Here is a 26,485-nt window from a genome sequence, read left to right as displayed (position 1 = left end):
TCAGGAGCCGGAGCGGACCGCCGCGATGGCGTCGGCGACATAGCCGAGGTTCCCGGTGTTGAGCGCCGCCACACACATGCGGCCCGCGTCGGTGCCGTAGATGCCGTAGTCCGCGCGCAGGGCGATCATCTGCTGCTTGGTCAGCCCCGAGTAGCTGAACATCCCGAGCTGCCCGGCGATGAAGCCCATGTCCGTGACCCCGCGGGCCTCGAGCGCGCCCACGAGCCCGCGCCGCAGCTGCTTGATCCGGTCGCGCATCGCGGCGAGCTCCTGTTCCCAGCCGCGGCGGAGCGCGCCGTCGGTCAGGACAGCGGTCACGAGCGCGGCGCCGTGGGTCGGCGGGTTGGAGTAGTTGGTGCGGATGCCGATCTTAAGTTGGGACAGGACCCGCCGGGCGGCGTCGGCCGACTCGGACACGACCGACAGGGAGCCGACGCGCTCGCCGTACAGGCTGAACGACTTCGAGAACGAGGTGGACAGGAAGAACTCGAGCCCGGACTCGATGAACCGCGCCACGACGGCGCCGTCCTCCTCGATACCGAACCCGAAGCCCTGGTAGGCCATGTCGAGGAACGGCATGAGCTCGCGGTCCCGGATGGTCTCGATGACCTGGTCCCACTGCTCGGGGGTCAGGTCGTAGCCGGTGGGGTTGTGGCAGCAGGCGTGCAGCACGACGACCGTGCCGGCGTCCGCGCTGCGTAGATCGGCCAGCATGCCGTCGATGTCGATGCCGTGCAGCGCCGGCTCGTAGTAGCGGTAGCTGTCCACGCGGAACCCCGCCCGGGTGAACAGGGCGCGGTGGTTCTCCCAGCTGGGGTTGGAGATCAGCACGGTGGCCGACGGGTTGATCTGGCGCAGCAGATCCGCCCCGACCTTGAGGGCGCCGGTGCCGCCCAGCGTCTGGACCGTGGCGACGCGGCCGTCTGCGAGGACGTCGGCGCCGTCGCCGAAGACCAACGAGCGGACGGCGTCGCGGTAGGCGGGCGAGCCGTCGATGCCGAGGTACCCCTTGGGCTTCGGGTCCGCGGCCAGCCGCGACTCCGCGTCGCGCACGCAGTCGAGCAGAGGCAGCTTCCCGTTCTCGTCGAGGTAGACCCCGACGCCCAGGTTCACCTTCTCGGGCCGCGGGTCGGCGACGAAGGCCTCAGTGAGACCGAGGATCGGATCGGCGGGGGCGAGTTCGACGCGATCGAACAGCGACATGGGAGCACCTCTCTTCCTGGCAGGCCAAGCCTAATGCCCCTCACGCACCGGTCTGGACCTGCGCCCACGGTGTGGCGTCGCGTGTCAGACTGAACGTGCCGCGCATCGCCGGGGCCGTGGAGGAGGGTGCATGCGGATCAGATTCGGGACGTCCGAGCAGTCGACCATCGGGATCGAGTGGGAACTCGCCGTGGTCGACCAGCACACAATGGAACAGGTCCCGGCCGCCGACGTCATCCTCAGCCGGGTGGCCGACCCGGTGGACGGCCCCATCCGCGGCGAGTACCTGACGAGCATGATCGAACTGGTCACGGGCGTGCACCGCACCGTGCCCTCGGCGGTGGCGGAGATGCGGCGCCACCTCGAGCAGGCGCTGTCTCTGCTGGAACCCAGGGGGCTCACCCTGCTGGGCGCCGGGACCCATCCCTTCGGGGATCCGACGCTCCAGAAGCCGGGCGACAAGGCCCAGTACCGTCGGGTCACGGAGCGCAACGGCTGGTGGGGCAAGCAGATGGCGATCAACGGCCTGCACATCCACACCGGCATCGACCACCGCGACAAGGCCCTGCCCATCGTCTACGGCCTGGCCCGCTTCGCGCCCTACTTCATCGCGCTGTCGGCCTCCTCGCCGTTCTGGATCGGGGAGGACACCCGCTTCGCCTCGCAGCGCACGATGATCTTCCAGCAGCTGCCGACCAACGGCCTGCCGTATCACATGGCCGACTGGGCGGAGCTGGAGCGCTTCGCGTCGCAACTCGAAGGGGTGGGGCTGATCCAGAACCCGTCGGAGATCCGCTGGGACGTGCGCCCCTCGACGTGGGGCACCGTCGAGAACCGATGCATGGACTCGGTGCCGACGCTCATGGAGATCGGGGCCCTGACGGCGTTCAACCAGTGCCTGGTCGAGCGCATGTCGCGAGCCCTCGCCACCGGCGAACCCATCCACCGGCTCCCCTTCTGGTTCATGCGGGAGAACAAGTGGCGCGCCGCCCGCTACGGCCTGTCGGCGGATGTCATCACGCACCGCAAGGACGAGTACCTCATCCACGTCAGCGACGGCATCCTCCGCTGGGTAGAGGAGCTCACCCCGATCGCCGAGCAGCTGGGCTGTGCGGAGAACCTGGCCGACGTCGGCCGCCTCGTCCGCGGCGGCCCCAGCTACCTGCGTCAACGCCGGGTCGCGGCGGCGCACGATGGCGACACGCACGCCGTGACCCGCGCCGTCGTCGACGAGCTGCGCGCCGGGACCCCCACCTTCAGGGAGGGTCAGTGAGACCGTTCCTGCTGCTCAGCACGCGCCCGGAGGACGATGCCGCCGAGGGTGAGCGCGAGGCGATCGTGCGGCTGGCCGGGCTGCAGCCCGACAAGCTCGTGCAGGTCCGGGTGGAGGCCGCCGCCGTGCCGTCGCTGGACCCGACGCTCTACGCCGGGGTGTTCCTGGGCGGCGGTCCGTTCAACGCCAGCGACACCGACAAGTCGGCCGTGCAGCTGCGCGCCGAGGCCGACATCGCCCGCGTCCTCGACGTCGTGGTGGCCCGCGACCTGCCGTTCCTGGGACTGTGTTACGGCGTCGGCGCCCTCACCGCGCACTTCGGCGGCGTCGTCGACCGCAGCGTCGGGGAGGACGTGGGCGTCGTCACGGCGACGCTGACGGACGAGGGCCGCGCCGACCCGCTCTTCCACGGCATCCCGGACCGGTTCAGGGCCTTCACGGCACACAAGGAGGGGTGCCGCGTCCCGGCCGCCGGCGCGACCGTCCTCGCGACGGGTGTGGCGTGTCCCATCCAGGCGTTCCGGCTGGGCCGCAACGTCTACGCGACGCAGTTCCACCCCGAGCTCGACTCGGCGGGGCTGGCGGCGCGGATCCGCATCTACCGCGACGCCGGGTACTTCGATCCCGCGGACACCGAGAAGCTGATCGCGTTCGCGGAGACCTCGACCATCTCGGACGAGGTGCACCTCATGATGACGAACTTCGTCCGAATCGCCCGGGGACGCTGACCCGCCGGGCGGGCTCAGCCCGCGGAGTCGCTCAGTCGAGGTAGTCGCGCAGGACCTGCGAGCGCGACGGGTGGCGCAGCTTCGACATCGTCTTGGACTCGATCTGCCGGATCCGCTCGCGGGTGACGCCGTAGACCTTCCCGATCTCGTCGAGGGTCTTCGGCTGGCCGTCGGTGAGCCCGAACCTCATGCTCACCACCCCGGCCTCGCGCTCGCTCAGCGTGTCGAGGACGTCGTTGAGCTGCTCCTGCAGGAGCGTGAAGTTCACGGCGTCCGCGGGCACGACGGCCTCGGAGTCCTCGATGAGGTCGCCGAACTCGGAGTCGCCGTCCTCACCCAGCGGGGTGTGCAGCGAGATGGGTTCGCGGCCGTACTTCTGGACCTCGACGACCTTCTCCGGCGTCATGTCGAGCTCGACCGCCAGCTCCTCGGGCGTGGGTTCCCGGCCAAGGTCCTGCAGCATCTGGCGCTGGACCCGGGCGAGCTTGTTGATGACCTCGACCATGTGCACGGGGATGCGGATGGTGCGCGCCTGGTCCGCCATGGCGCGGGTGATGGCCTGCTTGATCCACCACGTCGCATAGGTGGAGAACTTGTAGCCCTTGGTGTAGTCGAACTTCTCCACCGCGCGGATGAGGCCCAGGTTGCCCTCCTGGATGAGGTCGAGGAACAGCATGCCGCGCCCCGTGTAGCGCTTGGCGAGCGACACCACGAGGCGCAGGTTCGCCTCGAGCAGGTGGTTCTTCGCGCGGCGACCGTCCTCGGCGATCCACTCGAGGTCCTCAAGGTCCTCGGGCGACACCGGCTCGTCGACAGAGTTCAGCCGCTCTTCCGCGAACAGGCCCGCCTCGATGCGCTTCGCGAGCTCGACCTCCTCGACGGCGTTGAGCAGGGCGACCTTGCCGATCTGCTTGAGGTAGTCCTTGACGGGGTCCGCGGTGGCACCGGCGGAGACGACCTGCTGTTCGGGCTCGTCCGCGTCGTCGGAGTCCGAGAGCGCGAAGCCCTCCTCCTCAACGAGTTCCTTCGCGAGCGGGGCGGCGCTGGCCTCGTCGAACTGCGCGTCATCCACCTCATCCAGGGACCGCTTCTTGCCGCCCACCGTGAGGACCACGTCCTCACCGTCACGTTCGAACTGCACCTCCACCTCCCCGGTGGTCGCATCCGCGATGGTCGGGACATCCGCCTTGGCCGCCTTGCCGCGGCCCCTCGATGCCCGGGGCGCGGCCGGGGCCTTCGCCGCGGCCGTTGTCGTGGCCTTCGCCGCCGGCTTTCCGGTGGCGGCGGGCCGGCGGCTGCGGGTGGGTCTCCCCGTTCCTTCAGCGTCCTGGGTCACGGTGGTCCTCTCGGCGGCAACGATTTCAGCGCGTGCGTCGCCCCGCCTTAGTCAAGGGTGACGCGCCGTCCATTCTTGCACGGCCCGCCAACCCACTCAAACGGCCCTCCGGGTAGCCCCTGACCGCGGTCGGGGTCTGCGGGTCCCGGCGTACGACCCCGGGATGATTTCACGAATCGATCAGCCTATGTGGGAACCCCAGCGGCGTCCCGTGCGTTGTTGTGGGTGACGACTTCATGAGGAAGGTCTGCACTGATGATCACGACTGTACGCACTCGCAGCACTGACGGTATCGACGGCAAGGACGCGGTGGGGCTCTACCTGGACGCCATCGCGAAGACCCCGCTGTTGTCGGCGGTCGACGAGGTCGACCTGGCCCGGCAGATCGAGGCGGGCCTCTACGCGCAGCAGATTCTGTCCGGGGCGGCGGAGAGCGACACGGACGCGTCGGAGGACGAGTTGCGGGAGATCGCCGCGGTGGGCGAGCAGGCCATGCAGCGCTTCGTCCAGGCGAACCTGCGGCTCGTCGTGTCGGTGGCGCGGAAGTACGGGCGCTCCCAGATGCCGCTGCTGGACCTGGTGCAGGAGGGCAACACCGGCCTGATCCGCGCGGTGGAGAAGTTCGACTACACCAAGGGCTTCAAGTTCTCGACCTACGCCACGTGGTGGGTGCGTCAGGCGATCTCCCGCGGCATCGCGCAGCAGGGCCGGATCGTGCGGCTCCCGGTGCACGTCGCCGAGCAGGTCAACCAGGTCTCGGCGGTGCGCCGGAACCTCGAGCGGCAGCTGGGGCGGGAACCCGAGCTGGCGGAGATCGCGGACGAGCTGGGGCTCGAGGAGCACCGGATCGTGGACCTGTTGCGCTACTCCCGCGACCACGTCTCTCTCGACGCGCCCGTCGAGGCCGACGGCGACACGGCCCTGGGCGATCTGATCGCGCGCGAGACGGCACCCGGGCCGGACGAGATGGTCCTGGACGCCGAGGAGCGCGCCCGCCTCGAGGGCATGCTGTCGGAGCTCGATGAGCGCTCGCAGGATGTCGTCCGGCGCCGCTACGGCCTCGTCGACGGCCGCCAGGCCAAGCTCGCCGACATCGGCGTGCACTGGGGCATCACCGCCGAGCGCGTGCGCCAGATCGAACGACAGGCGCTCGCCACGCTGCGCGCCAGCCAGGGCCTCGCCGCCTGACGCCCGGCCCACGAACCAGCGGCCCTCTCCCCCACCCCCGGGGAGGGGGCCGCTGCCATGTCAGCCCAGGACCCGGATGAGGCCTTCCTGCGCGCACGACGCCACCGCCTTGCCGCCCTGGAACAGCCGTCCCATGGCGAAGCCGCGCGCGTGCGACGCCGACGGCGACGTCATGTCGTAGAGCAGCCACTCGTCGACCCGCACCGGCCGATGGAACCACATCGCGTGGTCGATGGAGGCGGCCTGCATCGCCGGGGACAGGAACTCCACCTCGTGGGGCACCGTCGACACGCTGAGCAGCGTGATGTCGGACAGGTAGGCCAGCACCGCGGAGTGGAGCAGCGGGTCGTCGGGCATGGGTTCGCGCGTGCGCACCCAGGCCTTCATGTTGCCGCCGCCCTCGACCAGGTCGGGGCGCGCCGCGAGCCGCACGTCGAGGGCGTCCCATTCCGACACCAGCCGGACGCTGGCCCCGAACCGGCGCTCCAGCACCTCGTGCAGCGAGGGGCACGACTCGGGCACCGCGACGTCGGTCGGCTGCGCGGCCGAGTGGTCGAGCCCGTCCTCCGGCTCCTGGAACGACGCGGTCATCTGGAAGATGACGGTGTCACCTTGGCGGGTGATGACGCGGCGGTTGCTGAACGTGTTGCCGTCGCGCATGACCTCGACCTCGAAGTCGAGTGGCCGGTCGATGGCGCCCGGCCGCAGGAAGTACGCGTTGAGGGAGTGCACGAGCCGCTCGTCGGGCACCGTCCGCGCGGCCGCGACGAGCGTCTGCCCCAGCACCTGGCCCCCGAACAGCCTTTGCAGCAGCGTGTTGGGATGCGGCCCGCGGAACCGGTTCTCCCCGGTGGTCTGCAGGTCGAACAGGGCGATGAGTTCGTCGACGTCCTTAGGCACGGACCCCATCGTGCCACCCGGAGTAGTGTGCAACTGCCGGTTCGCACCCGGGAGTCGCACGTCGAGGAGTGCTCAATCATGGTTGACGACAACAACGCCAAGCCCGCAGGGCCCACCCCACAGCGGGCGAGACACCTCGCGATCGCCGAACTCGTGATCAAGCACGGCTCCGTCTCGATGGAGGACATCGTCGCGCATACCGGGGTCAGCACCATGACGGCCTACCGGGACGTCCGCGCCCTTGAGGAGGCGGGGCTGCTCCAGCGGCATCGCGGGCAGGTCTCAGCGGCAGCCAGCGGGCTGCAGGAGGCCAGCGCCTCGTTCCGGATCGAGCAGGAACCCGAGAGCAAGGAGGCGATGGCCCGAGCCGTCACCGACCTCATCCCGTCGGGCAGTTCCGTGGTTCTCGACGACTCCACCAGCGGCATCTACGTCGTCCGCGAGCTGGCGAAGTCGGCCCCCATCACCGTGATCACCAACTCGCTGCTGGTGGCCCGGGAGGCCGCGCAGACGCAGGACCTGCGCCTCTTCCTGACCGGCGGCACGTACGAGGGGTGGGCCGACGCCGTCCTCGGACCGACGGCGACCTCCACCCTGCATGGGATGGACATCGACTTCTGCGTCCTGTCCGCCTCAGGAATCTCCGACGGTCGGTGCTTCCATCCCTACGAGGCCGTCGTGGCCGTGAAGAAGGCCATGATGCGCTCCGCCCGCACCAAGGTGCTGCTGCTGGACCACACGAAGTTGCAGCGCAAGGCCCTCCACGCGTTCGCGGACCTCGCCGACTTCGATCACGTGATCGTCGACCCGGGCATCGACCCGGAGGACCTTCGACGGCTCGGCGAGTGGGGCGCCCGCGTCACGGTGGCAACGCCGCAGGGGCCCTCAGACTAATAGTTATCACCACGAGCCCTCATTTTTCACATCCTTGCTGGTATTTTCACCATTGATGGTGTTACTGTTTGGTTAGACGCGGCAGAGCAGCCGCGAGACCGAGGAGTTGGAACACCATGGGACTTCGTGTAGTGCTGGCCGCCGATCAGGCCGGAGTCGGCTACAAGGACGCCATCAGGCGGATGCTGGAGAGCGATGAGCGCGTCGAGAAGGTGATCGACGTCGGCGTGAACGCTGACACGGATCCGACCGCCTACCCGCACCTCGCCGTCGCGGGGGCACGCAAGATCGCCGCGGGCGAGGCTGACCGGGGAATCTTCGTGTGCGGCACCGGCATGGGCGTCGCAATCTCCGCGAACAAGGTGCCCGGAGTCCGAGCCAGCACGGCCCACGACTCGTTCTCCGTCGAGCGCCTCGTGCTCTCGAACAACGGCCAGGTGCTCTGTCTCGGCCAGCGTGTCATCGGTGAGCAGTTGGCGCTCCGGCTCGCCAGCGAGTTCCTGGGCTACGAGTTCGACCCCGCCTCCGCCTCCGCAGACAAGGTCGACGCCTTGTGCTCGTACGAGCCGCCCGCGGCCGGCTGACCCGCTCCTCCACACACCCACACCACTCACCAACAGGAGAACAAGGATGTTCACTGCCACCCTGGGGGTCTTCCTCCTCGGACTGGTCGTCGCTCTGGCCGGCGGCTTCGTCGGCGCCGCAATCGGAGCCAACTACGCATTCGGAGTCACCGGCATCTGCGTCTTCGTCTCGTGGGGCCTCTTCGCCGCCACGGGTTCCGGGGCCGGATTCGACTTCCTGGCCTTCGGGCCGTTTATGGGCCCCCACATCGCCTTCGCCGGCGGCGTGGCCGCCGCGGCCTTCGCCCACAACCGCGGCTACGCCGATGGGCGCGACGTCTCCGAACCGCTCGCCCGGCTCGGCCGGCCCAGCGTGCTGCTGGTGGGCGCCGTCTTCGGACTCCTCGGCTACCTCACCCAGATCGGCATCTCTATGCTGCCGTGGTTCGGCACGCACACGGATTCCGTTGCCCTGACCGTGTTCCTGTCCGCCGTCGCAGCCCGACTCGTCTTCGGCGGCGGCAGCCTGCTGAACCCCGAGAAGATGAACCGCGACGCCTCATCGCTCTGGCGCCGTATCGCCTCCAACGACGAGAGCTTCTGGCTGAAGTGGCAGCAGCGGCCGGCCCAGTACCTGACCCTGGGCGCCTTCTTCGGCATCCTGGGCGGCGGCTCCTCCATCGCCCTCGCCACGTTCTTCCCCGGGGCCGAGGCGTGGGCACACACCTTCGCGTTCGGGTTCTCCGCCGTGGTGATCCTCTTCCTGATCCTCGGCCACGAGATGCCGGTCCAGCACCACATCACCATCATCGGCGGCCTCGCCGCCATCAAGTTCATGCCCATCCTCGCCGGCAGCGGCTTCACCTGGGGGGAGTGGGGAGACCAGATCAGCTGGGTGGCCGTCGCCGCGCTGCTGATCGCCGCCCTGTTCGGCATGCTGTCGGCGTTCCTCGCCGAGCTCCAGTCCAACCTCCTCCACGTGCGCGGCACGACCCACATCGATCCCCCCGCCATGGCGATCTGGGTCTCCACCACGATCGTGCTCACCGTCGCCGGCATCGTCGGCTGAGCAACAACCAGGAGCACTCATGACCGACGTGACCGCAGCCGTCTCAGCCCCGACCGAGCTGAAGGGCGCCTACATCTTCGACCTCGACGGAACCATCTATCTGGGCGACCATCTGCTTCCCGGTGCGGCCCGGATGATCCGCGAGCTGAGGCGCAGGGAGATCCCGGTGCGCTTCCTGTCGAACAACCCGACGAAGGACCCGCTCCAGTACCAGCGCAAGCTCGCCCGGCTGGGCCTGCCCACCGACCTGGAGGACATCGCCAACACGGTGGTCACGACCGTCCGGTGGCTGACCGAGCACCACCCCTACGCGGTGCTCTTCTGCATCGGCGAGGAGCCGCTGCGGGCCGCGTTGCTGGGCGCCGGGTTCCGGTTGAGCGAGGATCCCTCGGAGATCGACATCGTGATCGCCTCCTACGACCGGACGTTCGACTACCGGAAGTTGCAGATCGCGTTCGACGCCATCTGGTACCACAAGCGTGCCTTCCTCATCCAGACGAACCCCGACCGGTATTGCCCGTTCCCCGGTGGCCGCGGCGAGCCGGACTGCGCAGCCATCACCGCCGCGATCGAGGCCTGCACGGGCGTCCCCTGCGCGGTCAGCCTGGGCAAGCCCTCCCCCGTCATGCTGCACGAGGCGATGGCGGGCCTTGGCCTCGAGCCGGCCGACGCAGTCATGGTCGGCGACCGCCTCGGCACTGACATCCAAATGGCACTCGACGCGGCCATGCCATCGGCTCTCGTCCTCACCGGCGAGGCCACAGCCGCGGATGTCGCGGCGCTTCCCGAGAGCGCCCGACCCACCTACGTCCTGGACCGCATCGACCGGCTCATCCCTGCAGAGATCTGGGACGAGCTCGGCTGGACAGACGACAACGACAACTGACACCCCTGACCCACGAACACTCAACGAAGAAGGTTCATCATGAGCATCGACGGCCCTTACCTGATGGGGATCGACTTCGGCACGGAGAGCTGCCGCGTCGCGATCTTCGACCTCACCGGACGTCCCGTGACGTTCGCGGCCACCGCCTACAAGACCCACCATCCTCGGCCCGGATGGGCGGAGCAGCACCCGGACGACTGGTGGGAGGCCCTCCAGGCCTCATCCCGCAAGGCACTCGCCAACTCCGGCGTGCCCGCCGCGTCGATCGCGGGCATCTCGTGCGACGCGACCACCATGACGGTGGTGGCCATGGACGGGCGAGGCGACGCGCTCAGGCCGGCCATCATGTGGATGGACGTCCGGGCGACGCAGCAGGCCGCCCGCGCCGAGTCCTCCGATTCGGTGGCCCGCCTCTACAACGGGGCCGGCACCGCACCCGCCACCGCCGAGTGGTACCCGTTCAAGGCGGCCTGGATCAAGGAGAACGAGCCCGACGTCTACCGCGCGGCGCACCGTCTCGTCGATGCGCCCGACTGGGTCACCCACAAGCTGACCGGCGAGTGGAGCGTCAACATCAACTCCGCGGCACTGCGCATGTACCACAACCGCGCCCACGGCGGCTGGCCGGTGGACTTCTACGAGACCATCGGATGCGGCGACGTCTTTGACAAGATCCCTGACCGGGTGCTGGATCTCGGTACCCCCGTCGGTGGCCTGACCCCCGCGGCCGCCTCTGCACTCGGGCTTGTTCCGGGGATCCCGGTGGCGCAGGGACCGGCCGACGCGTGGGCCGGGCAGATCGGGCTCGGCGTCGTCACTCCGGGCAAGATGGCCCTCATCACCGGCTCCTCGCATGTCCTGACGGGGCAGACCGCCGCCGAGATCCACGGCGCGGGCTTCTTCGGCGCCTACACCGACGGCGTGATCAAGGGCCAGTACACCGTCGAGGGCGGGCAGGTCTCCACCGGCTCGGTGCTCAAGTGGTTCAAGGACAACTTCGCCCCCGACGTGGTGGCCGCCGCCGAGACCAGCGGCCTCAACGCCTACGACATCCTCAACCGCAAGTCCCGTGAGATCCCCGTCGGATCCGACGGCCTGATCATCAACGAGTACTTCCAGGGCAACCGCACGCCCTACACGGACTCCAAGGCCCGAGGCATGATCTGGGGCCTGTCCCTGCACCACACGCCGGCCCACTTCTACCACGCCATCCAGGAGTCGGTCTGCTACGGGACCGCGCACAACCTTCGCGCCATGGAGAGCCAGGGCTTCGAGGTGTCCGAGATCGTCGCGTGCGGCGGCGCCACCAACTCGCGCGAGTGGATGCAGATGCATGCCGACGTCACCGGCGTCCCCGTGACGCTCACCGAGGTGGGCGACGCCGTGGTCCTCGGCACCTGCATGCTGGCGGCGGTCGGCGCGGGCCTCTACCGCGACATCCAGGATGCCGCCGACCACATGGTGCACGAGGTCGAGCGCTTGGAGCCGGATCCCGCCCGCCACGAGGAGTACCAGTTCTACGTCGACCGGTACTGCCAGTCCTACCCCCAGATGGCCGAACTCACCCACCAGGTGGTCGACCACGAAGCAGCGAAGTGAGGAGTCGGCGCATGTCAGACAAGATCCAGGCGGCACTTGCAGACGCGGGCGACACCAGGCGTGTCGTGCTCGGCTCAGGTGCCATCCGAGAAATCCCGGGGGTCTTCGCCGACCTCTACCCGGGCCGGTCGGCGATCGTCGTCGCCGACGACCGCACCATGGTGGTGGCGGGCCAGGGCGTCCAGCGGGCCTTGACCGCCTCCGGCGTCGCATGCCACGAGCCCTACGTGTTCCCGGGCGATCCCGAGCTGTACGCCCGCTACGAGAACATCGTCGAGCTGCGCGACCACCTCGCGTTCATCGACGCGGTTCCTGTGGCGGTGGGTGCCGGGACGCTCAACGACATCGTCAAGAGGGCCAGCGGCGAACTGGAGCGGGGCTACATCATCGTCGGGACCGCCGCGTCGATGGACGGCTACACGGCGTTCGGGGCCTCCATCGCCGTCGACGGGTTCAAGCAGACCCTCGCCTGCCCCGCGCCCCGCGCGTGCGTCGCGGATCTCGACATCATGGCAGCCGCGCCGTCGGTCATGACGGCGTCGGGCTACGGCGATCTGCTGGGCAAGGTCACCTCCGGCGCAGACTGGATCCTGGCTGACGTGCTCGGCGTCGAGCCGATCGACCAGGCTGTGTGGGACAAGGTCCAAGGGACGCTGGGCGCCGCCGTCGCACGGCCGGAGGCCCTGGCCGCCGGAGACGTCGACGCGGTGGGAGCGCTGGCGGAGGGGTTGATCATGTCCGGCCTCGCGATGCAGGCCCACCAGTCGTCGCGGCCGGCGTCCGGTGCCGAACACCAGTTCAGCCACCTGTGGGAGATGGAGGGTCACGGCGTGGAGCAGAAGCCGCGGCTCTCGCACGGCTTCAAGGTGGGCCTGGGCACGGTCGCGATCGCGGCCCTGTACGAGGACCTGCTCGGCACAGACGTGGCCCACCTCGACGTCGGCGCGGCCGTGGCGGCGTGGAGGTCCCGCGAGGAGCTCGAACGACACGTCCGGTCCCTCAACCCGAACCCGCAGCTGGTGGAGGAGACGGTGCAGCAGACTCTCGCCAAGTGGGTGACTCCTGCCGAGCTCGAGGCGCGCCTGACCAGGCTGACCCGGGAGTGGCACAGGATCGCGCCCCGGCTTCGCGATCAGCTTCTGCCCGCCGCCGAGGTGCAACGACGCCTGAGGGCCGCCGGCGCCCCAGCCCATCCCGACGACATCGATCTCGACTGGGACCGGTTCCGCCAGACCTACCTGAGGGCTCAGACCATCCGCAAGCGCTACACCGTGCTGGACGTGGTTTTCGAAGCCGGCCTTCTCGAAGGGATGGTTGAGCGGTTGTTCGCGGAGGACGGCTTCTGGGGTGCTCAGCGTTCCTGAGCCGGCTCAACGGGCCTGACGGATCGCCTGTCTGACCCGTTTGGCGGAGATGGGGACCGCGGTGCGGAGCTGCTGAGCGAACAGGCTCACGCGGAACTCCTCCAGCAGGAACGCGATCTCCTCGACGGGGGCCGGCAGGGGCCCCGGCGGCTGGGCGGCGGTCAGGTCCGCGTACAGGTCCTCCATCTCGTCCACCTCAGCCCGGAGCCGGGCGTCGCGCGCCGGGTTCGCCAGGGCCGCCTCGATCCGCGCGACGGCGCCCTGCGCGTAGCGCGGCAGGTGGCCGAACCAGGGGTCCGGGGTGGCGGAGATGAAGCGGGGGAAGAACAGGTTGTCGAGCTGGGTCGTAACGTCACGGCGCACCGGATCCGCCTCGGCCATCGACCCCAGCAGCAGCCGGGCCCGCGTCAGCGACGTCAGGGCCTGCGCGACGGTCGCCACGACCTGACGGGTGCGGCCCGGGCACTCCTGCCGCACGGCCAGGGCGACGCGGGCGTAGGCCTCCTCGTCGCGGACCTCGACGACGGGGCCCTGCTCCGCGGCGAGCTGCTCGCCGGCCTTCAGCCACGCGTCCGCGAGGAGTTCAGGGACGCTGGGGTAGGGCGAGTTGGCGAGCGCGAGCTTCTCGTCGCGGCCGAGGTGCCCCACGACCCACTTGACCGGGTCCGGGTTCGTGAGCGTCAGGAGCCGGCGCACCCCCAGCACGTGGGAGCGGTCGGCGGTGGCGGGCGCGTCCAGGACCCGCAGCCCGACCGTGGACCCCTCGTCGACGAGCGCCGGATAGCCGATCACGCCTGCGGCGACCGTGATGCGCCGCGGCACTGCGCCGAAGGTCCAGCTCCGCTGACCGGTACGGGCGAGGTCGCCCGCCGACCGCGTCAGCTTCGCGGCCACCCGCGGCGCTAGGCGCTCCACGAGGGCGTCGAGGTCGGCCCCGCGCGCCACCTCGCGGCCGTTGTCGGTGACGACGAACGTCGGCCGCAGGTGGCTGCTCAACGCCTCGGGGCGGAAGTCGCCGGGCGCGACGACGGTGCCGGTGAGGGCGGTCAGCGTCGAGGCGAGGGCCTCGCTCAAGGAACCTCGGCCCACGAGCCCGCGCTCCGCCATGTGGTCGAGCGCGCGGCGGGCGTAATCCGGTGCGGGGACGAAGCTGGTCCGCTGGGCCTTGGGCAGGGTGCGGATCAGCTCGGTGATGAGCTCGCGACGCAGCCCGGGCACCTGCCAGCTGAACGGCGCGCCGTCGAGTTGGTTGAGCAACTCCAGCCGGACGGTGACCGTCACGCCGTCGCCGCCCGCGCCCGGGTCGAACACGTAGCGGATCGGCAGCCGGTGCTGCCCGACCAGCCAGTGGTCGGGGTAGTCGTCGGGGCGCAGCGCGTCCGCGTCGACGACCGCGTCGTCCAGCGTGAGCCGCGGCCATTCCGCCGGCGGGAGCCCGCGCAGCCAGCGGTCGAACGTGGCGCCGGAGACGACGTCGCCGGGCACCCTGGAGTCGTAGAACTCGAACAGCGCCTCGTCGGAGATGAGCAGGTCGGGCCGACGCATCCGGTCCGTCAGGGTCGTCGCCTCGACCAGCACGGCCCGGTTGGCGGTCACCAGCTTGTTGCGGGTCTCCCACTCCCCCTCCACGAGCGCGGATCGAAGGAAGATCTCGCGGGCCTCGGCCGGGTGGTCGGCCGCGTAGTTGGTGCGCCGGCCCGCAACGATGGGCACCCCGAAGAGGGTGAGGCGTTCGCTGGCGATCACCGTGGCGGTCCGCTGCGACCACCGCGGCTCGGAGACCGTCCGCGTGAGGACGTGACCCCCCACGGCCTCGATCCACTCGGGGCGCACCTCCGCGACGGTCCGCGCCCACAGCTGCGAGGTCTCCACGAGCTCGAAGGCCATCACCAGCGGCGGCGTGCGCCGGGCGAGGGACGAGCCGGGCTGGATCGCGAACCTCGCCCCGCGTGCGCCGAGATACATCGTCAGCGGACGCCTCTTCCCGGGCGTGGGCTTGCTCTTGTCCACCTCGGCCAGCCCGACGTTCGACAGCAGGCCGGTCAGCAGACAGGTGAGGACCTCCGACATGGGCCCCGATCCGGAGGTGTCGAGGTCCAGTTCCCGGACCGCCTCCTTCAGCTGCGACACCAGGTCCTCCCACTCCCGGAAGCGGACGAAGCTGAGGTACTCGGCGCGGCACATGCGGCGGAACGCGCTGCCCGATAGCTCGCGGCGACGGCGCCGCAGGTAGGTCCACACGTTGAGGAGCACCTCGAAGTCGCCGCCCTCAAGCGGGGCAGCGGCGGCCGCCTCGGGCCGGGTCCCGGTGTGCACCGTGTGTCGGGCCGGCTCCGCGGAGGGAGCGGGCTGCTCGGGCGCGGGGTCGTCGCCGGACCAGAATCGGCGGTGCAGCTGGTCGGCCTGGGCCTGGAACTCGGCGGGGCGTTCGCGGACGTCGGGCACGGTGAGTCCCGCGACGAGGATCAGCACCGTGCCGAGGGTGCGCCGCCGGGAGCCCTCGACGAGCATCCTGCCGAGGCGCGGGTCGACGGGGAGCCGGGCCAGCATGCGCCCCGTGCGAGTCAGCCGGACGTGGTCGTGGCGCTTGCGCGGATGCAGGGCGCCCAGCTCGGTGAGGACGCGTACGCCGTCGTTGATCTGCGACAGCACCGGGGCTTCGACGAAGGGGAAGTTCTCGACGTCGCCCAGGCCGGCCTGCGCCATCAGCAGGATGACAGTGGCGAGGTTGGTGCGCAGGATCTCCGGCTCCGAGTACAGGGGACGCGACTCGAAGTCCTCCTCGCTGTACAGGCGGATCGCGATGCCCGGGCCGAGGCGCCCGCATCGCCCGGCGCGCTGATTGGCCGACGCCTGGGAGACCGGCTCGATGGGGAGGCGTTGCACCTTGGTGCGGGCCGAGTAGCGCGAGATGCGCGCCGTCCCCGTGTCGATGACGTAGCGGATCCCCGGGACCGTGATGGACGTCTCGGCCACGTTGGTGGCGAGGACCACACGGCGCCCGCCGTGCGGTTGGAACACGCGCTGCTGGTCGGCGGCGGACAGGCGGGCGAACAGCGGCAGGACTTCCAGGCCGGTGCCCAGCTTCTCGACGGCGTCCGCGGCGTCACGGATCTCCCGCTCTCCGCTGAGGAACACGAGGATGTCTCCCGTGGTCGACTCCGTGACGATCTCCTCGACCGCGCCCACGATCCCGTCGATCTCGTCCTCGTCCTCGGTGAGCGGCCGGTAGCGCGTCTCCACCGGGTAGGTGCGCCCTGACACCTCCACGACGGGGGCGTCGTCGAAGTGCGCCGAGAACCGCGCGGTGTCGATGGTCGCCGACGTCACGATGACCCGCAGGTCCGGGCGCGCCGGCAGCAGCTGCTTGAGGTAGCCGAGCAGGAAGTCGATGTTGAGGCTGCGCTCGTGCGCCTCGTCGATGATGATCGTGTCGTAGCGGCTGAGGCGCCGGTTGTGGGTGAGTTCCGAGAGCAGGATGCCGTCGGTCATCACCTTGATGCGGGTCTCGGCCGACACCTTCCGCGTGAACCTGACCTGGTAGCCCACGAAGTCCCCGAGCTCGACGCCGCATTCGGCCGCGATCCGCTGTGCCACGGTGCGCGCCGCGATGCGCCGCGGCTGGGTGTGCGCGATGCGCTCCCTGCCTGCGAGCAGGCAGATCTTCGGCAGCTGAGTCGTCTTTCCCGATCCGGTCTCGCCCGCCACGACCACCACCTGGTGGTCGCGGATCAGCGCGGCGATGCGCTCCGCCTCCGCCGCGATCGGCAGGGACGGATCGACCTCGACTGTCGGCGCGGTGTGCGCGTCCGTCATCGAGTGATGTAGAGCGGGCACTCGGCGTGCGCCATGAGCCCGCGCAGCAGACCGCCGAGCCCGAAGCCCGGCAGGTGCGACTCGCCCACCCCGAGCACGAGCAGGTCGTAGTTGGCGCTGCGGGTCACCAGTTCGTTGATGGGGCTGTCCGCCGCCACGATGACCTCGTAGCGGACACCCGGGTGCTGCAGCGCGAGCTTCTCCGCCAGTGCCTCGATGCCTCCCTTGGCGAACCGGACCTGCTCGTCGAGCTGAGTCGGACTCAGCTTGCGCGCGAACAGTCCGACGGGGGGCTGGATCGCGTGCACGACCTCGAGCGGCGCGCCGAGCCGCTCGGCCTGGACGAAGCCGGCCTCCAGCACCTTCTCGGAGCCGGGCTCGGTGGTGAGGCCGACCCCGACCAGGCCCTTCTCGCCCACCGGGTTCGGGTGCGCCGCCGCGGAGATGACGACGACGGGGCACGACGCGTTGGCCACGACGGCCACCGACGTCGATCCGACGAACATGCGCTCGAGCCCGGTGGCGGCGCGCCGGCCGACGACGACCAGGTCCGCGACCTCGCTGAGACGCGTCAGCACACCGCCGGGCGACCCCATGACGACCTCGGTGCGGATCTTGTCCTCGGTGAGTCCCATGCCGAGCGCGACGTCCTTGGCCTGCTCGTTGGCGGTGACCCCGGCGGCCTGCAGGACCTCGGGGTCGTAGACGACGCCCCAGGCGCCGGCCATCAGGGTGTCGTCGACGGCGTTGACGAGCAGGAGTTCACCGCCGTAGCGCAGCACGGTGCCCGTTCCGAAGCGGACGGCGCGCAGGCCGTCGTCGCTGCCGTCGACGCCGACGACCACCAGGGGTGAGGTGCGATCGGTCATGGTGGACTCCTCCTGTCGATTCACTTCTTCTGGCCGGACACGACGCGCCCCGCGATGGAGGCGGCCGTGACGGCGAGCCCGACGGTGCCGTCGAGCCAACTGACGCTCGACACCTGCCCGTCCGCCGGCCCGCTCTCCCCGCGTACCAGCACGGACCAGCCCGTGGCGGTCTCGGGGTCGATCTCGTCGACCTGGAACGCGACCTCGGTGCGCTCCGCGAGGCGGGCGAGGAAGGATCCCTCCGAGGTGTGGAAGACGATGGACCGCTCGACCAGGTGGTAGTTGACGGGGACGACCGAGATCCCGTCGGGTGCGAGCCACGCGATGCGGCCCACGTCGCCCTCCGCGAGCAGCGCCCAGCACTCCTCGGCGTCGAGTCGCGTGAAGTAGCTCACCGGCAGGGGATCGGTCGTCATGTCTCCCACTCTAGTGCTCGGGGCCGTCCGGCGGGCGCCGGTGCGCCGCGCGTCAGAACGTGGTGCGGCCGCCGAGCTTGGTGGCGAGGTCGTCGTCGATGCCGTCAGCGATCTGGCTGAGGTGGGCCAGTGCCTGGTGCAGGTGCGCCGGGACGAACGGTTGCGCCGGCACGGTCAACTGCACGAACACGCGGTCGCGGTGGAGCGCGAACCTGCCGAAGCGGGTCTCCACGTTGAGGTCGTTGAGGACCTCGCACGCCCGGGACCGGCCCTCGACGTCGTGGACGAGGGCGGAGAAGAGCAGGAGTTCGGCCGCGTCGGTGGTGCTCCGCAGGAACACCATGGTGGAGCCGACGCGGATGGCCACGTCGCCCACCTCATTGCGCAGCGGCGGATGCCCAAAGACGCGGCGCAGCTCGTCGTCGACGAGCGAGTCGAGTTCCGGCCGGGACCCGGGCATGACGGCGGTCTCCTCCCGCGACAACTTGCGCGGCGTGAGCGGGGTCCACGCCGCCTCGCCCTGGAGGATCTCGGCGAGCTGGTCCGGGTGCAGGAACACGGGGTGCAGGACCCCGAACACCGACGTGAGAGTGGCGGACGCGAGCGCCGCCAGCCCCGACGACGCCTCCTGATCGGCCTCGGCGTGGAACTGGGGCGCCGCCTCGGTGGGCTCCTCCCAGCCGAGTGCGCGCAGCTGTTCGGCCTCGGCGGCGGTCGCGCGGCCCCCGTCCGAGCCGGTCACGAACGCGGTGATGCTGCCGGGGCGCACCATCGAGAAGCGGAGGCCGGGGCGGGTGGGGATGTCGTCCGGGCCGGCCGCGGAGATCGTCAGATCCGCGGTGGCGTCCATGACGGACAGCACCTCGTCCAGGCGGAGCGTGAACTCCTCCCATGCGTGCCGCTGCGTGGCGTCGAAGTCGAAGTCGCGGTAGTCGGCCATCTCGGTCACCTCCTTGGCCGTCAACCTAGCAAAGCCCGCGACGCCCCACGAGCGGTCGCGCCCTAGGCTGAGGGCCATGTGGGCGGCGCTGGAGGGATTCGCGACGATCGGGATCGTGATCGCCGTCGGGTACCTGCTCGCCAGGTTCTCCGCCGTCGACCGGGGGGCGCAGAAGGCGCTGGGCGACGTGGCGTTCGTCATCGGCCAACCGGCGGTGGTGCTGGTGGCCGTGTCCGGCGCAGACCTTGACCTCCTCGTCGGTCCTCACGTGGCGGTGTTCGGCGCGGCGTGCGTGCTGAGCGGGGTCGGGTTCGCCGTCGTGTCCTGGCGGCGCTGGGCATCCGGGCGGGCCGAGGCGGCGATGGGTTACCTCGCCACGAGCTACGTCAACGCCGGGAACCTCGGCATCCCCGTGTCGGCGTTCGTGCTCGGCGACCCGGCCTGGGCGGCGCCGGCGATTCTCCTGCAGGTGCTGCTCCTGCAGCCGAGTGCGGTCGCGGTGCTGGAGTCGTCGCCGTCGGGGCGCGGCCGCTCCGTCGTGCGGAGCTTCGGCACGCACCCCCTGGTGCTGGGCGGGCTGACGGGGCTCGCGCTCAACCTCACCGGCTGGCGGCCCCCGCCGGTGCTGTGGGGCCCGACCACCCTGCTGGCGGACCTGGGCATCCCCGCGATGCTGCTGGCGTTCGGGATGTCGCTGCACGCCAGCCCCCTGCCGCGACACCTGTCGGCGCGCTCGGTGGCGGCCATCGCGACGAAGACGGTCGTGGTGCCCGCCGTCGCGCTGCTCATCGGCCTCGCCGCCGGCGTCAGCGGCCCGTCTCTGCAGGCGGCCGTGGTGCTCGCCGCGCTCCCTACGGCGCAGGTCGTGTTCGTGCACGCGATCCGCTACGGCGTCGGGCTGCAGCTCGTCTAGGCCACGACCCTGTGGTCGACCGCCCTCAGCGTGCCGATCATCGTCGCGGTCGGGGCGCTCCTGGGCTGACGGGTAGACTGGGCCGACCCTCCCCCGCCCGGAACGGAAGAGACCGCCCGTGTTCGACCCCACCTCGTGGAACGCACCGTTCGCGGTCGTGGTCGTCGCACTGTTCGCCATCGTCATGGCCCGCGCCAACGCCACGTACTGGCTCGGCCGGGGCCTCGCGGCGGGCGCCGAGCGCACCCGCTGGCAGCGGCTCCTCACCTCCCCGCACTACGCGAGTGGCGCCCGGTGGCTCAACCGGTGGGGCGCCCCGGCCGTGTCGCTGTCGTTCCTCACCGTCGGGATCCAGACGATGGTCAACCTCGCGGCCGGCGTCACCCGGATGCCGCTGCGGCGCTATCTGCCCGCGGTCACCGTCGGCTGCATCATCTGGGCGTTCATGTACGGCACGGTCGGGTTCATCGGGTGGTACGCCGTCGTGCGGCTCTGGGAGCGGTCCCCCGCCCTCACGGTGGCCGTGCTCGCGGCGGGTGCGGCCGTGGTGGTCTGGGTCGTCACGCGCCGCGACCGAGCCGAGGCAGTGCCAGCCGCGGAGTAGGCTCGGCCCGGGAACGGACGGGGAGGTGCCATGGCGGAGCAGAGCAGATCCACCGAGCGGCTGTTGCGGACGCTTCGCCGGCGCACCGGCGCATCGGCGCCCGGCCCCGTCGAGGAGCCCCCGACCGGGGCTGCCGACACCACCGCGCCGCGCACCAACCCCATCGTCGATGCCGGCATCTACGTCGCGGGGAAGCGCATCGCCACCCCGACCAGCTTCGACGAGGCCTTCCGGCTACTCGCCGCGCACCCGGACGCCTTCGCCTGGATCGGGCTCTACCGCCCGCGCCACGCCGAGATGGAGGCGGTCGCGGCGGAGTTCCACCTCAGCCCCCTCGCCGTCGAGGACACCCTGACGGCGCACCAGCGGCCGAAGTTCGAGCGGTACGAGGACACGCTGTTCCTCGTCCTGCGCGCCGCCCGCTACATCGACCGCTCCGAGACCGTCGACTTCGGCGAGGTGCACGCCTTCGTCGGCGACCGCTTCGTCATCACGGTCCGGCACTCCGAGACGCCGGACCTCACCCGCATCCGCCGGGAACTGGAGTCGACGCCGTCGGTGCTGGCGAAGGGGCCCAGCGTGGTGCTGCTGGGGCTCTTGGACGTGATCGTCGACGACTACCTGCCGGTCGTGCTCGGCATCGAGAACGACATCGACGAGATCGAGACGCAGGTGTTCACCGGCAGCTCGCGGGTGTCCAAGCGCATCTACCAGCTGTCGCGGGAGGTCATCGACTTCCAGCGCGCCGTGCGGCCCATCAAGCAGATCATCGACGGCGTCCGCGGCGACCGGGTGTTCGCCAGCGCCGGGGAGCGCCGCCGCCAGGAGTTGCGCGACATCGAGGACCACGCCATCGCCCTCATCGAGCGCGTCGACGTGCTCCGCGAGACGCTCAAGGGCACGCTCGACCTGCACATTTCGCTGCAGGCCCAGCGCCAGAACGAGGAGGTCAGCCACATGACGGCGGCGAGCCTCAAGCAGGCGGAGGACTCCCGTCGCATCGCGGCCTGGGCCGGCGTGCTGTTCGTGCCCAGCCTCGTCACCGGCACCTACGGAATGAACTTCGCCCACATGCCGGAACTGACCTGGACGTGGGGCTATCCGTTCGCGGTGGTGCTGATGCTGCTCACGGGCGTCGGCATGTACACCGTGTTCAAGCTCAAGGGCTGGCTCTAGGCCGGCCCTCCCCGCGGCGGCGGGTCAGCCCAGCTTGCGGGCCGCACCCTTGTCGGCGGACTGCGCCAACATCCCGAAGATCTTCAGCGCCGTCGACACCTCACGCTCGCGTGCCTTCGGCGCCCATCCCGCGGCATCCTGCGCGGCACGGCGGGCTGCGAGGGTCTCGTCGTCCACGTTGAGGGTGATCGAGCGCTGCGGGATCGAGATGGTGATGGTGTCGCCGTCCTCGACCAGGCCGATGGCGCCGCCCGAGGCAGCCTCCGGGGACACGTGCCCGATGGACAGGCCGGAGGACCCGCCGGAGAACCGGCCGTCGGTGATCAGCGCGCACTGCGGGCCGAGGCCCAGCGCCTTGAGGTACGACGTCGGGTACAGCATCTCCTGCATGCCGGGGCCGCCCTTGGGGCCCTCGTAGCGGACGATGACGATGTCGCCGGGCTGGATGCGCTTGCCGAGGATGGCCTCGACGGCGTCGTCCTGCGACTCGGTCACCACCGCCCGGCCGGTGAACTCCCACTGGGCTTCCGGCACGCCGGCGGTCTTCACGATCGCGCCGTCGGGGGCGAGGTTGCCGGTCAGGACGGCCAGGCCCCCGTCAAGGGTGTAGGGGTGCTCGACGGAGCGGATGCAGCCGTTCTCGCCGTCGGTGTCGAGGGTGTCCCAGCGGTTGGTCGACGAGAACGCCTCCGTGGTCCGGACCCCGCCGGGGGCCGCGTGGAACAGTTCGACCGCCTCCGGCTTCGCCTTCCCGCCGCGGATGTCCCAGTCGTCCATCCACTGCTGCAGCGACGGCGAATGGACGCAGGAGACCTGGTCGTCGAGCTTCCCGCCGCGGTGCAGTTCGCCGAGGATCGCGGGGATGCCGCCGGCGCGGTGCACGTCCTCCATGTAGTACTTCGGCGAGTTCGGCGCCACCTTCGCCAGGCACGGGGTGACGCGGGAGATGGCGTCGATGTCGGCCATGGTGAAGTCGACCCCGGCCTCCTGCGCGGCGGCCAGAAGGTGCAGGACCGTGTTGGTGGAGCCGCCCATGGCGACGTCGAGCTTCATCGCGTTGGAGAACGACGCCTTCGTGGCGATCGACAGCGGCAACACGGTGGCGTCCTCGTCGTCGTACCAGCGGCGCGCGAGCTCGACCACCAGCCGGCCGGCCTCCTGGAAGATGCCCTTGCGGGCCGCGGCCGTGGCCAGCGTCGAGCCGTTACCGGGCAGCGCGAGCCCGATGGCCTCTAGCAGGCAGTTCATCGAGTTGGCGGTGAACATGCCCGAGCACGAGCCGCAGGTGGGGCAGGCGTTGGCCTCGATGCGGTCCAGCTCGTCGTCAGTGACGCTCGGATCGACCGCGGAGACCATCGCGTCGACGAGATCGAGCGAGCGCACGACGCCATCCTTGACGACGGCGCGGCCGGCCTCCATGGGCCCGCCCGAGACGAAGACGGTGGGGATGTTGAGCCGCAGCGCGGCCAGGAACATGCCGGGGGTGATCTTGTCGCAGTTGGAGATGCACACCAGCGCGTCGGCGCAGTGCGCGTTGACCATGTACTCCACGGAGTCGGCGATGAGCTCGCGGCTGGGCAGCGAGTAGAGCATGCCCCCGTGGCCCATGGCGATGCCGTCGTCGACGGCGATCGTGTTGAATTCGCGGCCGATGCCGCCGGCCTCGGCGATGGACTCGGAGACGAGCTTGCCCATGTCGCGGAGGTGGACGTGCCCGGGCACGAACTGCGTGAAGGAGTTCGCCACCGCCACGATCGGCTTGCCGAAGTCCGAGTCCGTGATGCCGGTGGCCCGCCACAGGGCGCGTGCGCCCGCCATGTTGCGGCCGTGGGTGGTGGTGCGGGACCGGAGTGCCGGCATGGGGATCCTCCAATGGCGTGGACGTACCCGGCCAAGGATACCGGGCGCGCCCTTGCCGCCCCGATCGCGTCTTATGGGGAAGGGGCCCTGGTCAGGGGTGCCCGACGGGGCCCGGCCTCGCCCACGGGCGCCCTCGGCACGCCGAAAGGACGGCGTGCCTTGCCCGACGCCCGGCCCACCGCGACCGGGCCCCGCCGGTCACCCCTGGGCAGTGCTCACCGGTTGCGCGGCTACTCCCCCGTCGCGACCGGGCGCGAGGTGTGGCTGTACTGGCTCCACGATCCCGAGTACAGCCGCCCGCGGCCGAGGCCCGCGTACTCCATCGCGATGAGGTTGTGGCACGCGGTGATCCCGGACCCGCAGTACGAGATGACGTCGGCCGCGTCGTCGACGGCGGCGAACCGCGCCCGCAGCGCCGCCGGGCTGAGGAACCGGCCCTCCGCGTCCAGGTTCCCAGTCATCGGATAGCTGCGCGCGCCGGGGATGTGGCCGGCCTTGGGGTCGATCGGCTCGGACTCGCCTCGGAAGCGTTCCGCGCCTCGGGCGTCGATGACGAACGCCCCCTCGGAGGCGTCCTCGATGTCGGCGAGCGCCTCGTCCGGCCAGGACCTGACGGCGAACTCCGCTCGCGGGCGGCGCGGCACGTCGGTGGTCAACTGTCCCTCCCACGTCTGGAGGCCGCCGTCGAGGAGAGCCGCCTCCCTGCCCAGGATCCGCAGCAGCCACACCAGGCGTCCCGCCATGGCGCCGCCGGCGTCGTCATAGGCGACGACCGTGTCGGTGTCACCGATACCGAGATGGGCCAGCCCCTCCGCGAACGTCGAAGGATCCGGAAGCGGATGACGCCCGCGGGCGGCCGACGGCGGGCCCGCCAACACATCGTCCATCGGCACGAAGACCGCACCCGGCAGATGACCGGCGGCGTAGGCGTCGCCGCCCGAACGGCCGTCGAGGTAGTGCCGCACGTCGGCGACGACAGCGTCCGGGTGGGCGGCCAGCCACGCGGAGTCGACAACAGGAGGGATCACGCGCGCCAGCCTACGCCCAACCGACCCCGGTCAATGCGCACAGAATGTCCGGTCATAGTCTCGGATGACGACCTCAAGGAGGAGGATCCCAGGACCGGCTTCGCCGCCATCGCTGACGCCGTCCACGCCGCGGGGGCAAGCTGGCCCTCCAGCTCGCCATGGGCCTGGGGCGCAACAACCAGTACTGCCAGAGCCTCGGCATGGAGCCGGGCTACCTGGTCGACCAGTTCATGAGCGCCTGCTGGAACCGTCGCACCGACCAGTACGGCGGCTCAGTGGAGAACCGGTGCCGGTTCGCGGCCGAGGCCATCGCAGCGGTCAAGCACAACGCGCCGGGGGTTCCGGTGAGCTTCCGCATCTCGGTGGACCACCGCTTCCCGGGCGGCCGCACCGCGGAGGAGACCATCCCGATCGTGCAGGAGTTGGAGCGGGCCGGTGTCGATCTTCTGCTCTGCGACGAGGGGTCCTACGAGGCCATGGACTACGTCTTCCCGCCGTACTATCTGGGCGACAACTGCATGGTGGGCGCGGCGGAGGCCGTGAAACCCCACGTGAACATCCCGGTGGCGGCCTGCGGCAACATCACCCCGGCCGGCGGGGAGGAACTGCTGGCCCGCGGGGCGGCGGACATGATCGGCATCGGCCGTGGCCTCATCGCCGACCCCGACATCGTCGCCAAGATCCGGGCCGGGGAGGAGTCCCGGGTCCGGCCCTGCATCCGCTGCAATCAGCTGTGCACCGGTAACGCGTTCAACGGCAAGGCGCTGGGCTGCGCCGTCAACCCGGAAGTGAGCCATGAGTTCGAGTGGCGGCTGACCCCGACCGACGCGCCCAAGCAGATCCTCGTCGTCGGCGCCGGACCGGCGGGGCTCGAGGCCGCGCGCGTCGCCGGCCTGCGGGGGCACCGGGTCCACGTCTACGACAAGGGTGACCACCTGGGCGGGGTGCTCTACCCGGCCCGCCACGCCGGAGGCCGACCCGGTCACCGGGTGGTCGTCTGCGGAGGCGGGCTTTCCGGCGCGGATCTCGCCTTGGAGCTGGCCGAGGACGGGCACGAGGTGACTCTCGTCGAGATGGTCGACGTGATCGCGCGCGCCATGTTGTTCCTCAACCGGATCTCCCTGCTGCGCTCCCTCGCCGAGAACCGGGTCCGGGTCCTCACCGGTTACACCGTCCGGGAGGTCACCGACGACGGGGTGCGCGCGGCCGGCCCAGACGGCGACGTCGTCCTCGAATGCGACACCGTCGTGACGGCGTTCGGCGTCCGGCCGGCGACGTCACTGCCCTCCGCACTCACCGCTGCCTTCGGAGCGAAGGTGCACTCGGTCGGCGACTGCGTGTCGCCGCGGAAGGTCGGCGACGCCATCGACGACGCCTACGTGCTGGCGTACTCGATCTGATCCCGACCGCTGGTCCCGGCGCCGGTCACCCCGCCGCCGCGACCAGCGCCAGCAGGGCCTCGGCGTAGGCCTCGGCGGCGTCCGGGGAGATGAAGGCCCGCGGGGGCTGCCCGGGGATCTCCACGACCACGGAGAATTCCCCCGACGCCGCCCGCGACATGGACCGGAAGGTGCCGCCGAGCAGCTCGCGCAGCTGATCCTCACGGGGCAGCCACAGCGCCTTGCTGGCGGGGAGCGAGTCGAGCGCCCACTCCGTCGTGCCGTTGAAGGCAAGCAGCGTCCCCGACGGGTATTCGCGGGCCTCGACGACCATGTTGGCCAGCGTGAACACCTCGTCGGCCAAGTCGGCGGCACGCACCACGAACCGGTCCCCCTCGCCCGGGTGCCAGGCGACACCCGCCCGGTCGAGGCGTTCGGCGGTCGCAACGGAGATCATCTGGCTCCTCGTCGATGTCAGTGG

23 protein-coding genes are annotated in these 26,485 nt (G+C 70.5%); 13 read left to right on the top strand and 10 right to left on the bottom strand.

Going from position 1 to position 26,485, the window contains the following annotated elements:
* On the bottom strand, window positions 1-1,203 hold the full coding sequence (locus ACFQPD_RS14170) for an aromatic amino acid transaminase (protein WP_385901435.1): 1,203 nt from the start codon (window positions 1,201-1,203) through the stop codon (window positions 1-3).
* A 130-nt stretch (window positions 1,204-1,333) separates the two neighbouring features.
* Here ACFQPD_RS14170 and ACFQPD_RS14165 point away from each other — a divergent pair, with 130 nt between their 5' ends.
* Together ACFQPD_RS14165 and ACFQPD_RS14160 are read left to right on the top strand one after the other, a co-directional pair.
* On the top strand, window positions 1,334-2,476 hold the full coding sequence (locus ACFQPD_RS14165) for a glutamate--cysteine ligase (RefSeq protein WP_385901434.1): 1,143 nt from the start codon (window positions 1,334-1,336) through the stop codon (window positions 2,474-2,476).
* Window positions 2,473-3,204, top strand: coding sequence for a glutamine amidotransferase (locus tag ACFQPD_RS14160; protein WP_385901432.1), 732 nt, complete (start codon window positions 2,473-2,475; stop codon window positions 3,202-3,204). The genes ACFQPD_RS14165 and ACFQPD_RS14160 overlap by 4 nt, the downstream gene beginning before the upstream one ends.
* A gap of 31 nt (window positions 3,205-3,235) precedes the next feature.
* Here ACFQPD_RS14160 and ACFQPD_RS14155 read toward each other — a convergent pair whose 3' ends face one another.
* The gene (locus ACFQPD_RS14155; protein WP_176715190.1) at window positions 3,236-4,540 is read right to left on the bottom strand and encodes an RNA polymerase sigma factor; all 1,305 of its coding nucleotides are present in this window, start codon (window positions 4,538-4,540) and stop codon (window positions 3,236-3,238) included.
* Between the two features lie 255 nt (window positions 4,541-4,795).
* On the opposite strand from ACFQPD_RS14155, the gene ACFQPD_RS14150 reads away from it, so the two are divergent.
* Window positions 4,796-5,728, top strand: coding sequence for an RNA polymerase sigma factor RpoD/SigA (locus ACFQPD_RS14150; RefSeq protein WP_068751221.1), 933 nt, complete (start codon window positions 4,796-4,798; stop codon window positions 5,726-5,728).
* Window positions 5,729-5,788: 60 nt separating this feature from the next.
* On the opposite strand, the gene ACFQPD_RS14145 is transcribed toward ACFQPD_RS14150, so the two are convergent.
* Window positions 5,789-6,637, bottom strand: a complete 849-nt coding sequence (locus ACFQPD_RS14145; RefSeq protein ID WP_385901428.1) for an acyl-CoA thioesterase — start codon at window positions 6,635-6,637, stop codon at window positions 5,789-5,791.
* A 69-nt stretch (window positions 6,638-6,706) separates the two neighbouring features.
* Between ACFQPD_RS14145 and ACFQPD_RS14140 the strand changes: the two genes are divergently transcribed.
* The 6 genes from ACFQPD_RS14140 to ACFQPD_RS14115 all read left to right on the top strand — a co-directional run bounded on the left by ACFQPD_RS14140 (window position 6,707) and on the right by ACFQPD_RS14115 (window position 13,003).
* Window positions 6,707-7,522, top strand: coding sequence for a DeoR/GlpR family DNA-binding transcription regulator (locus ACFQPD_RS14140; RefSeq protein WP_385901427.1), 816 nt, complete (start codon window positions 6,707-6,709; stop codon window positions 7,520-7,522).
* A gap of 116 nt (window positions 7,523-7,638) precedes the next feature.
* Window positions 7,639-8,106 (top strand): ribose-5-phosphate isomerase, encoded by a 468-nt coding sequence (locus ACFQPD_RS14135; protein WP_385901425.1) that lies wholly within the window; start codon window positions 7,639-7,641, stop codon window positions 8,104-8,106.
* Window positions 8,107-8,152: 46 nt separating this feature from the next.
* Window positions 8,153-9,154: a hypothetical protein gene (locus tag ACFQPD_RS14130; protein ID WP_385901424.1), complete on the top strand. Its 1,002-nt coding sequence runs from the start codon at window positions 8,153-8,155 to the stop codon at window positions 9,152-9,154.
* 19 nt (window positions 9,155-9,173) lie between these two features.
* Window positions 9,174-10,040 carry an HAD-IIA family hydrolase gene (locus tag ACFQPD_RS14125; RefSeq protein WP_385901423.1) on the top strand — a complete coding sequence of 289 codons (867 nt, stop codon included), beginning with the start codon at window positions 9,174-9,176 and terminating at the stop codon, window positions 10,038-10,040.
* 39 nt (window positions 10,041-10,079) lie between these two features.
* Window positions 10,080-11,639 carry a ribulokinase gene (locus tag ACFQPD_RS14120; RefSeq protein ID WP_385901421.1) on the top strand — a complete coding sequence of 520 codons (1,560 nt, stop codon included), beginning with the start codon at window positions 10,080-10,082 and terminating at the stop codon, window positions 11,637-11,639.
* 11 nt (window positions 11,640-11,650) lie between these two features.
* Window positions 11,651-13,003 carry a sn-glycerol-1-phosphate dehydrogenase gene (locus ACFQPD_RS14115; RefSeq protein ID WP_385901419.1) on the top strand — a complete coding sequence of 451 codons (1,353 nt, stop codon included), beginning with the start codon at window positions 11,651-11,653 and terminating at the stop codon, window positions 13,001-13,003.
* Window positions 13,004-13,009: 6 nt separating this feature from the next.
* Here the strand turns inward: ACFQPD_RS14115 and hrpA are convergent, their stop codons facing one another.
* The 4 genes from hrpA to ACFQPD_RS14095 are packed head-to-tail and all read right to left on the bottom strand — an operon-like array spanning window position 13,010 to window position 19,044.
* The gene (hrpA, locus tag ACFQPD_RS14110; protein ID WP_385901417.1) at window positions 13,010-16,819 is read right to left on the bottom strand and encodes an ATP-dependent RNA helicase HrpA; all 3,810 of its coding nucleotides are present in this window, start codon (window positions 16,817-16,819) and stop codon (window positions 13,010-13,012) included.
* Window positions 16,816-17,688 (bottom strand): universal stress protein, encoded by an 873-nt coding sequence (locus tag ACFQPD_RS14105; protein ID WP_385901415.1) that lies wholly within the window; start codon window positions 17,686-17,688, stop codon window positions 16,816-16,818. The genes hrpA and ACFQPD_RS14105 overlap by 4 nt, the downstream gene beginning before the upstream one ends.
* 20 nt (window positions 17,689-17,708) lie before the next feature.
* Complete coding sequence (locus ACFQPD_RS14100; RefSeq protein WP_385901413.1) at window positions 17,709-18,104, bottom strand: pyridoxamine 5'-phosphate oxidase family protein; 396 nt, start codon at window positions 18,102-18,104, stop codon at window positions 17,709-17,711.
* 52 nt (window positions 18,105-18,156) lie between these two features.
* Complete coding sequence (locus ACFQPD_RS14095; RefSeq protein ID WP_353081892.1) at window positions 18,157-19,044, bottom strand: YbjN domain-containing protein; 888 nt, start codon at window positions 19,042-19,044, stop codon at window positions 18,157-18,159.
* 76 nt (window positions 19,045-19,120) lie between these two features.
* Between ACFQPD_RS14095 and ACFQPD_RS14090 the strand changes: the two genes are divergently transcribed.
* The 3 genes from ACFQPD_RS14090 (at window position 19,121) to ACFQPD_RS14080 (ending at window position 21,737) form a co-directional block, all read left to right on the top strand.
* Window positions 19,121-19,957 carry an AEC family transporter gene (locus ACFQPD_RS14090; protein WP_385901411.1) on the top strand — a complete coding sequence of 279 codons (837 nt, stop codon included), beginning with the start codon at window positions 19,121-19,123 and terminating at the stop codon, window positions 19,955-19,957.
* Between the two features lie 118 nt (window positions 19,958-20,075).
* The gene (locus tag ACFQPD_RS14085) at window positions 20,076-20,561 is read left to right on the top strand and encodes a DedA family protein (protein ID WP_385901410.1); all 486 of its coding nucleotides are present in this window, start codon (window positions 20,076-20,078) and stop codon (window positions 20,559-20,561) included.
* A gap of 30 nt (window positions 20,562-20,591) precedes the next feature.
* Window positions 20,592-21,737 carry a magnesium and cobalt transport protein CorA gene (locus ACFQPD_RS14080; protein WP_385901409.1) on the top strand — a complete coding sequence of 382 codons (1,146 nt, stop codon included), beginning with the start codon at window positions 20,592-20,594 and terminating at the stop codon, window positions 21,735-21,737.
* 24 nt (window positions 21,738-21,761) lie between these two features.
* Here ACFQPD_RS14080 and ilvD read toward each other — a convergent pair whose 3' ends face one another.
* Both ilvD and ACFQPD_RS14070 read right to left on the bottom strand, forming a co-directional pair.
* On the bottom strand, window positions 21,762-23,597 hold the full coding sequence (gene ilvD / locus ACFQPD_RS14075; protein ID WP_385901407.1) for a dihydroxy-acid dehydratase: 1,836 nt from the start codon (window positions 23,595-23,597) through the stop codon (window positions 21,762-21,764).
* 230 nt (window positions 23,598-23,827) lie between these two features.
* Entirely contained in the window at window positions 23,828-24,625 is a 798-nt protein-coding gene (locus ACFQPD_RS14070; RefSeq protein WP_385901405.1) for a sulfurtransferase, read from the bottom strand.
* 158 nt (window positions 24,626-24,783) lie between these two features.
* On the opposite strand from ACFQPD_RS14070, the gene ACFQPD_RS14065 reads away from it, so the two are divergent.
* Window positions 24,784-26,025: an FAD-dependent oxidoreductase gene (locus ACFQPD_RS14065; protein WP_385901403.1), complete on the top strand. Its 1,242-nt coding sequence runs from the start codon at window positions 24,784-24,786 to the stop codon at window positions 26,023-26,025.
* Window positions 26,026-26,050: 25 nt separating this feature from the next.
* Here ACFQPD_RS14065 and ACFQPD_RS14060 read toward each other — a convergent pair whose 3' ends face one another.
* Window positions 26,051-26,461, bottom strand: a complete 411-nt coding sequence (locus tag ACFQPD_RS14060; RefSeq protein WP_385901402.1) for a pilus assembly protein CpaE — start codon at window positions 26,459-26,461, stop codon at window positions 26,051-26,053.
* Window positions 26,462-26,485 lie beyond the last annotated feature (24 nt).

Source organism: Tessaracoccus sp. O5.2, assembly GCF_964266725.1.
GTDB classification, from domain to species: domain Bacteria; phylum Actinomycetota; class Actinomycetes; order Propionibacteriales; family Propionibacteriaceae; genus Arachnia; species Arachnia lapidicapta.
Note: the sequence above shows the minus strand (reverse complement) of the source record. Positions and strands in the feature narration are given on the sequence as shown.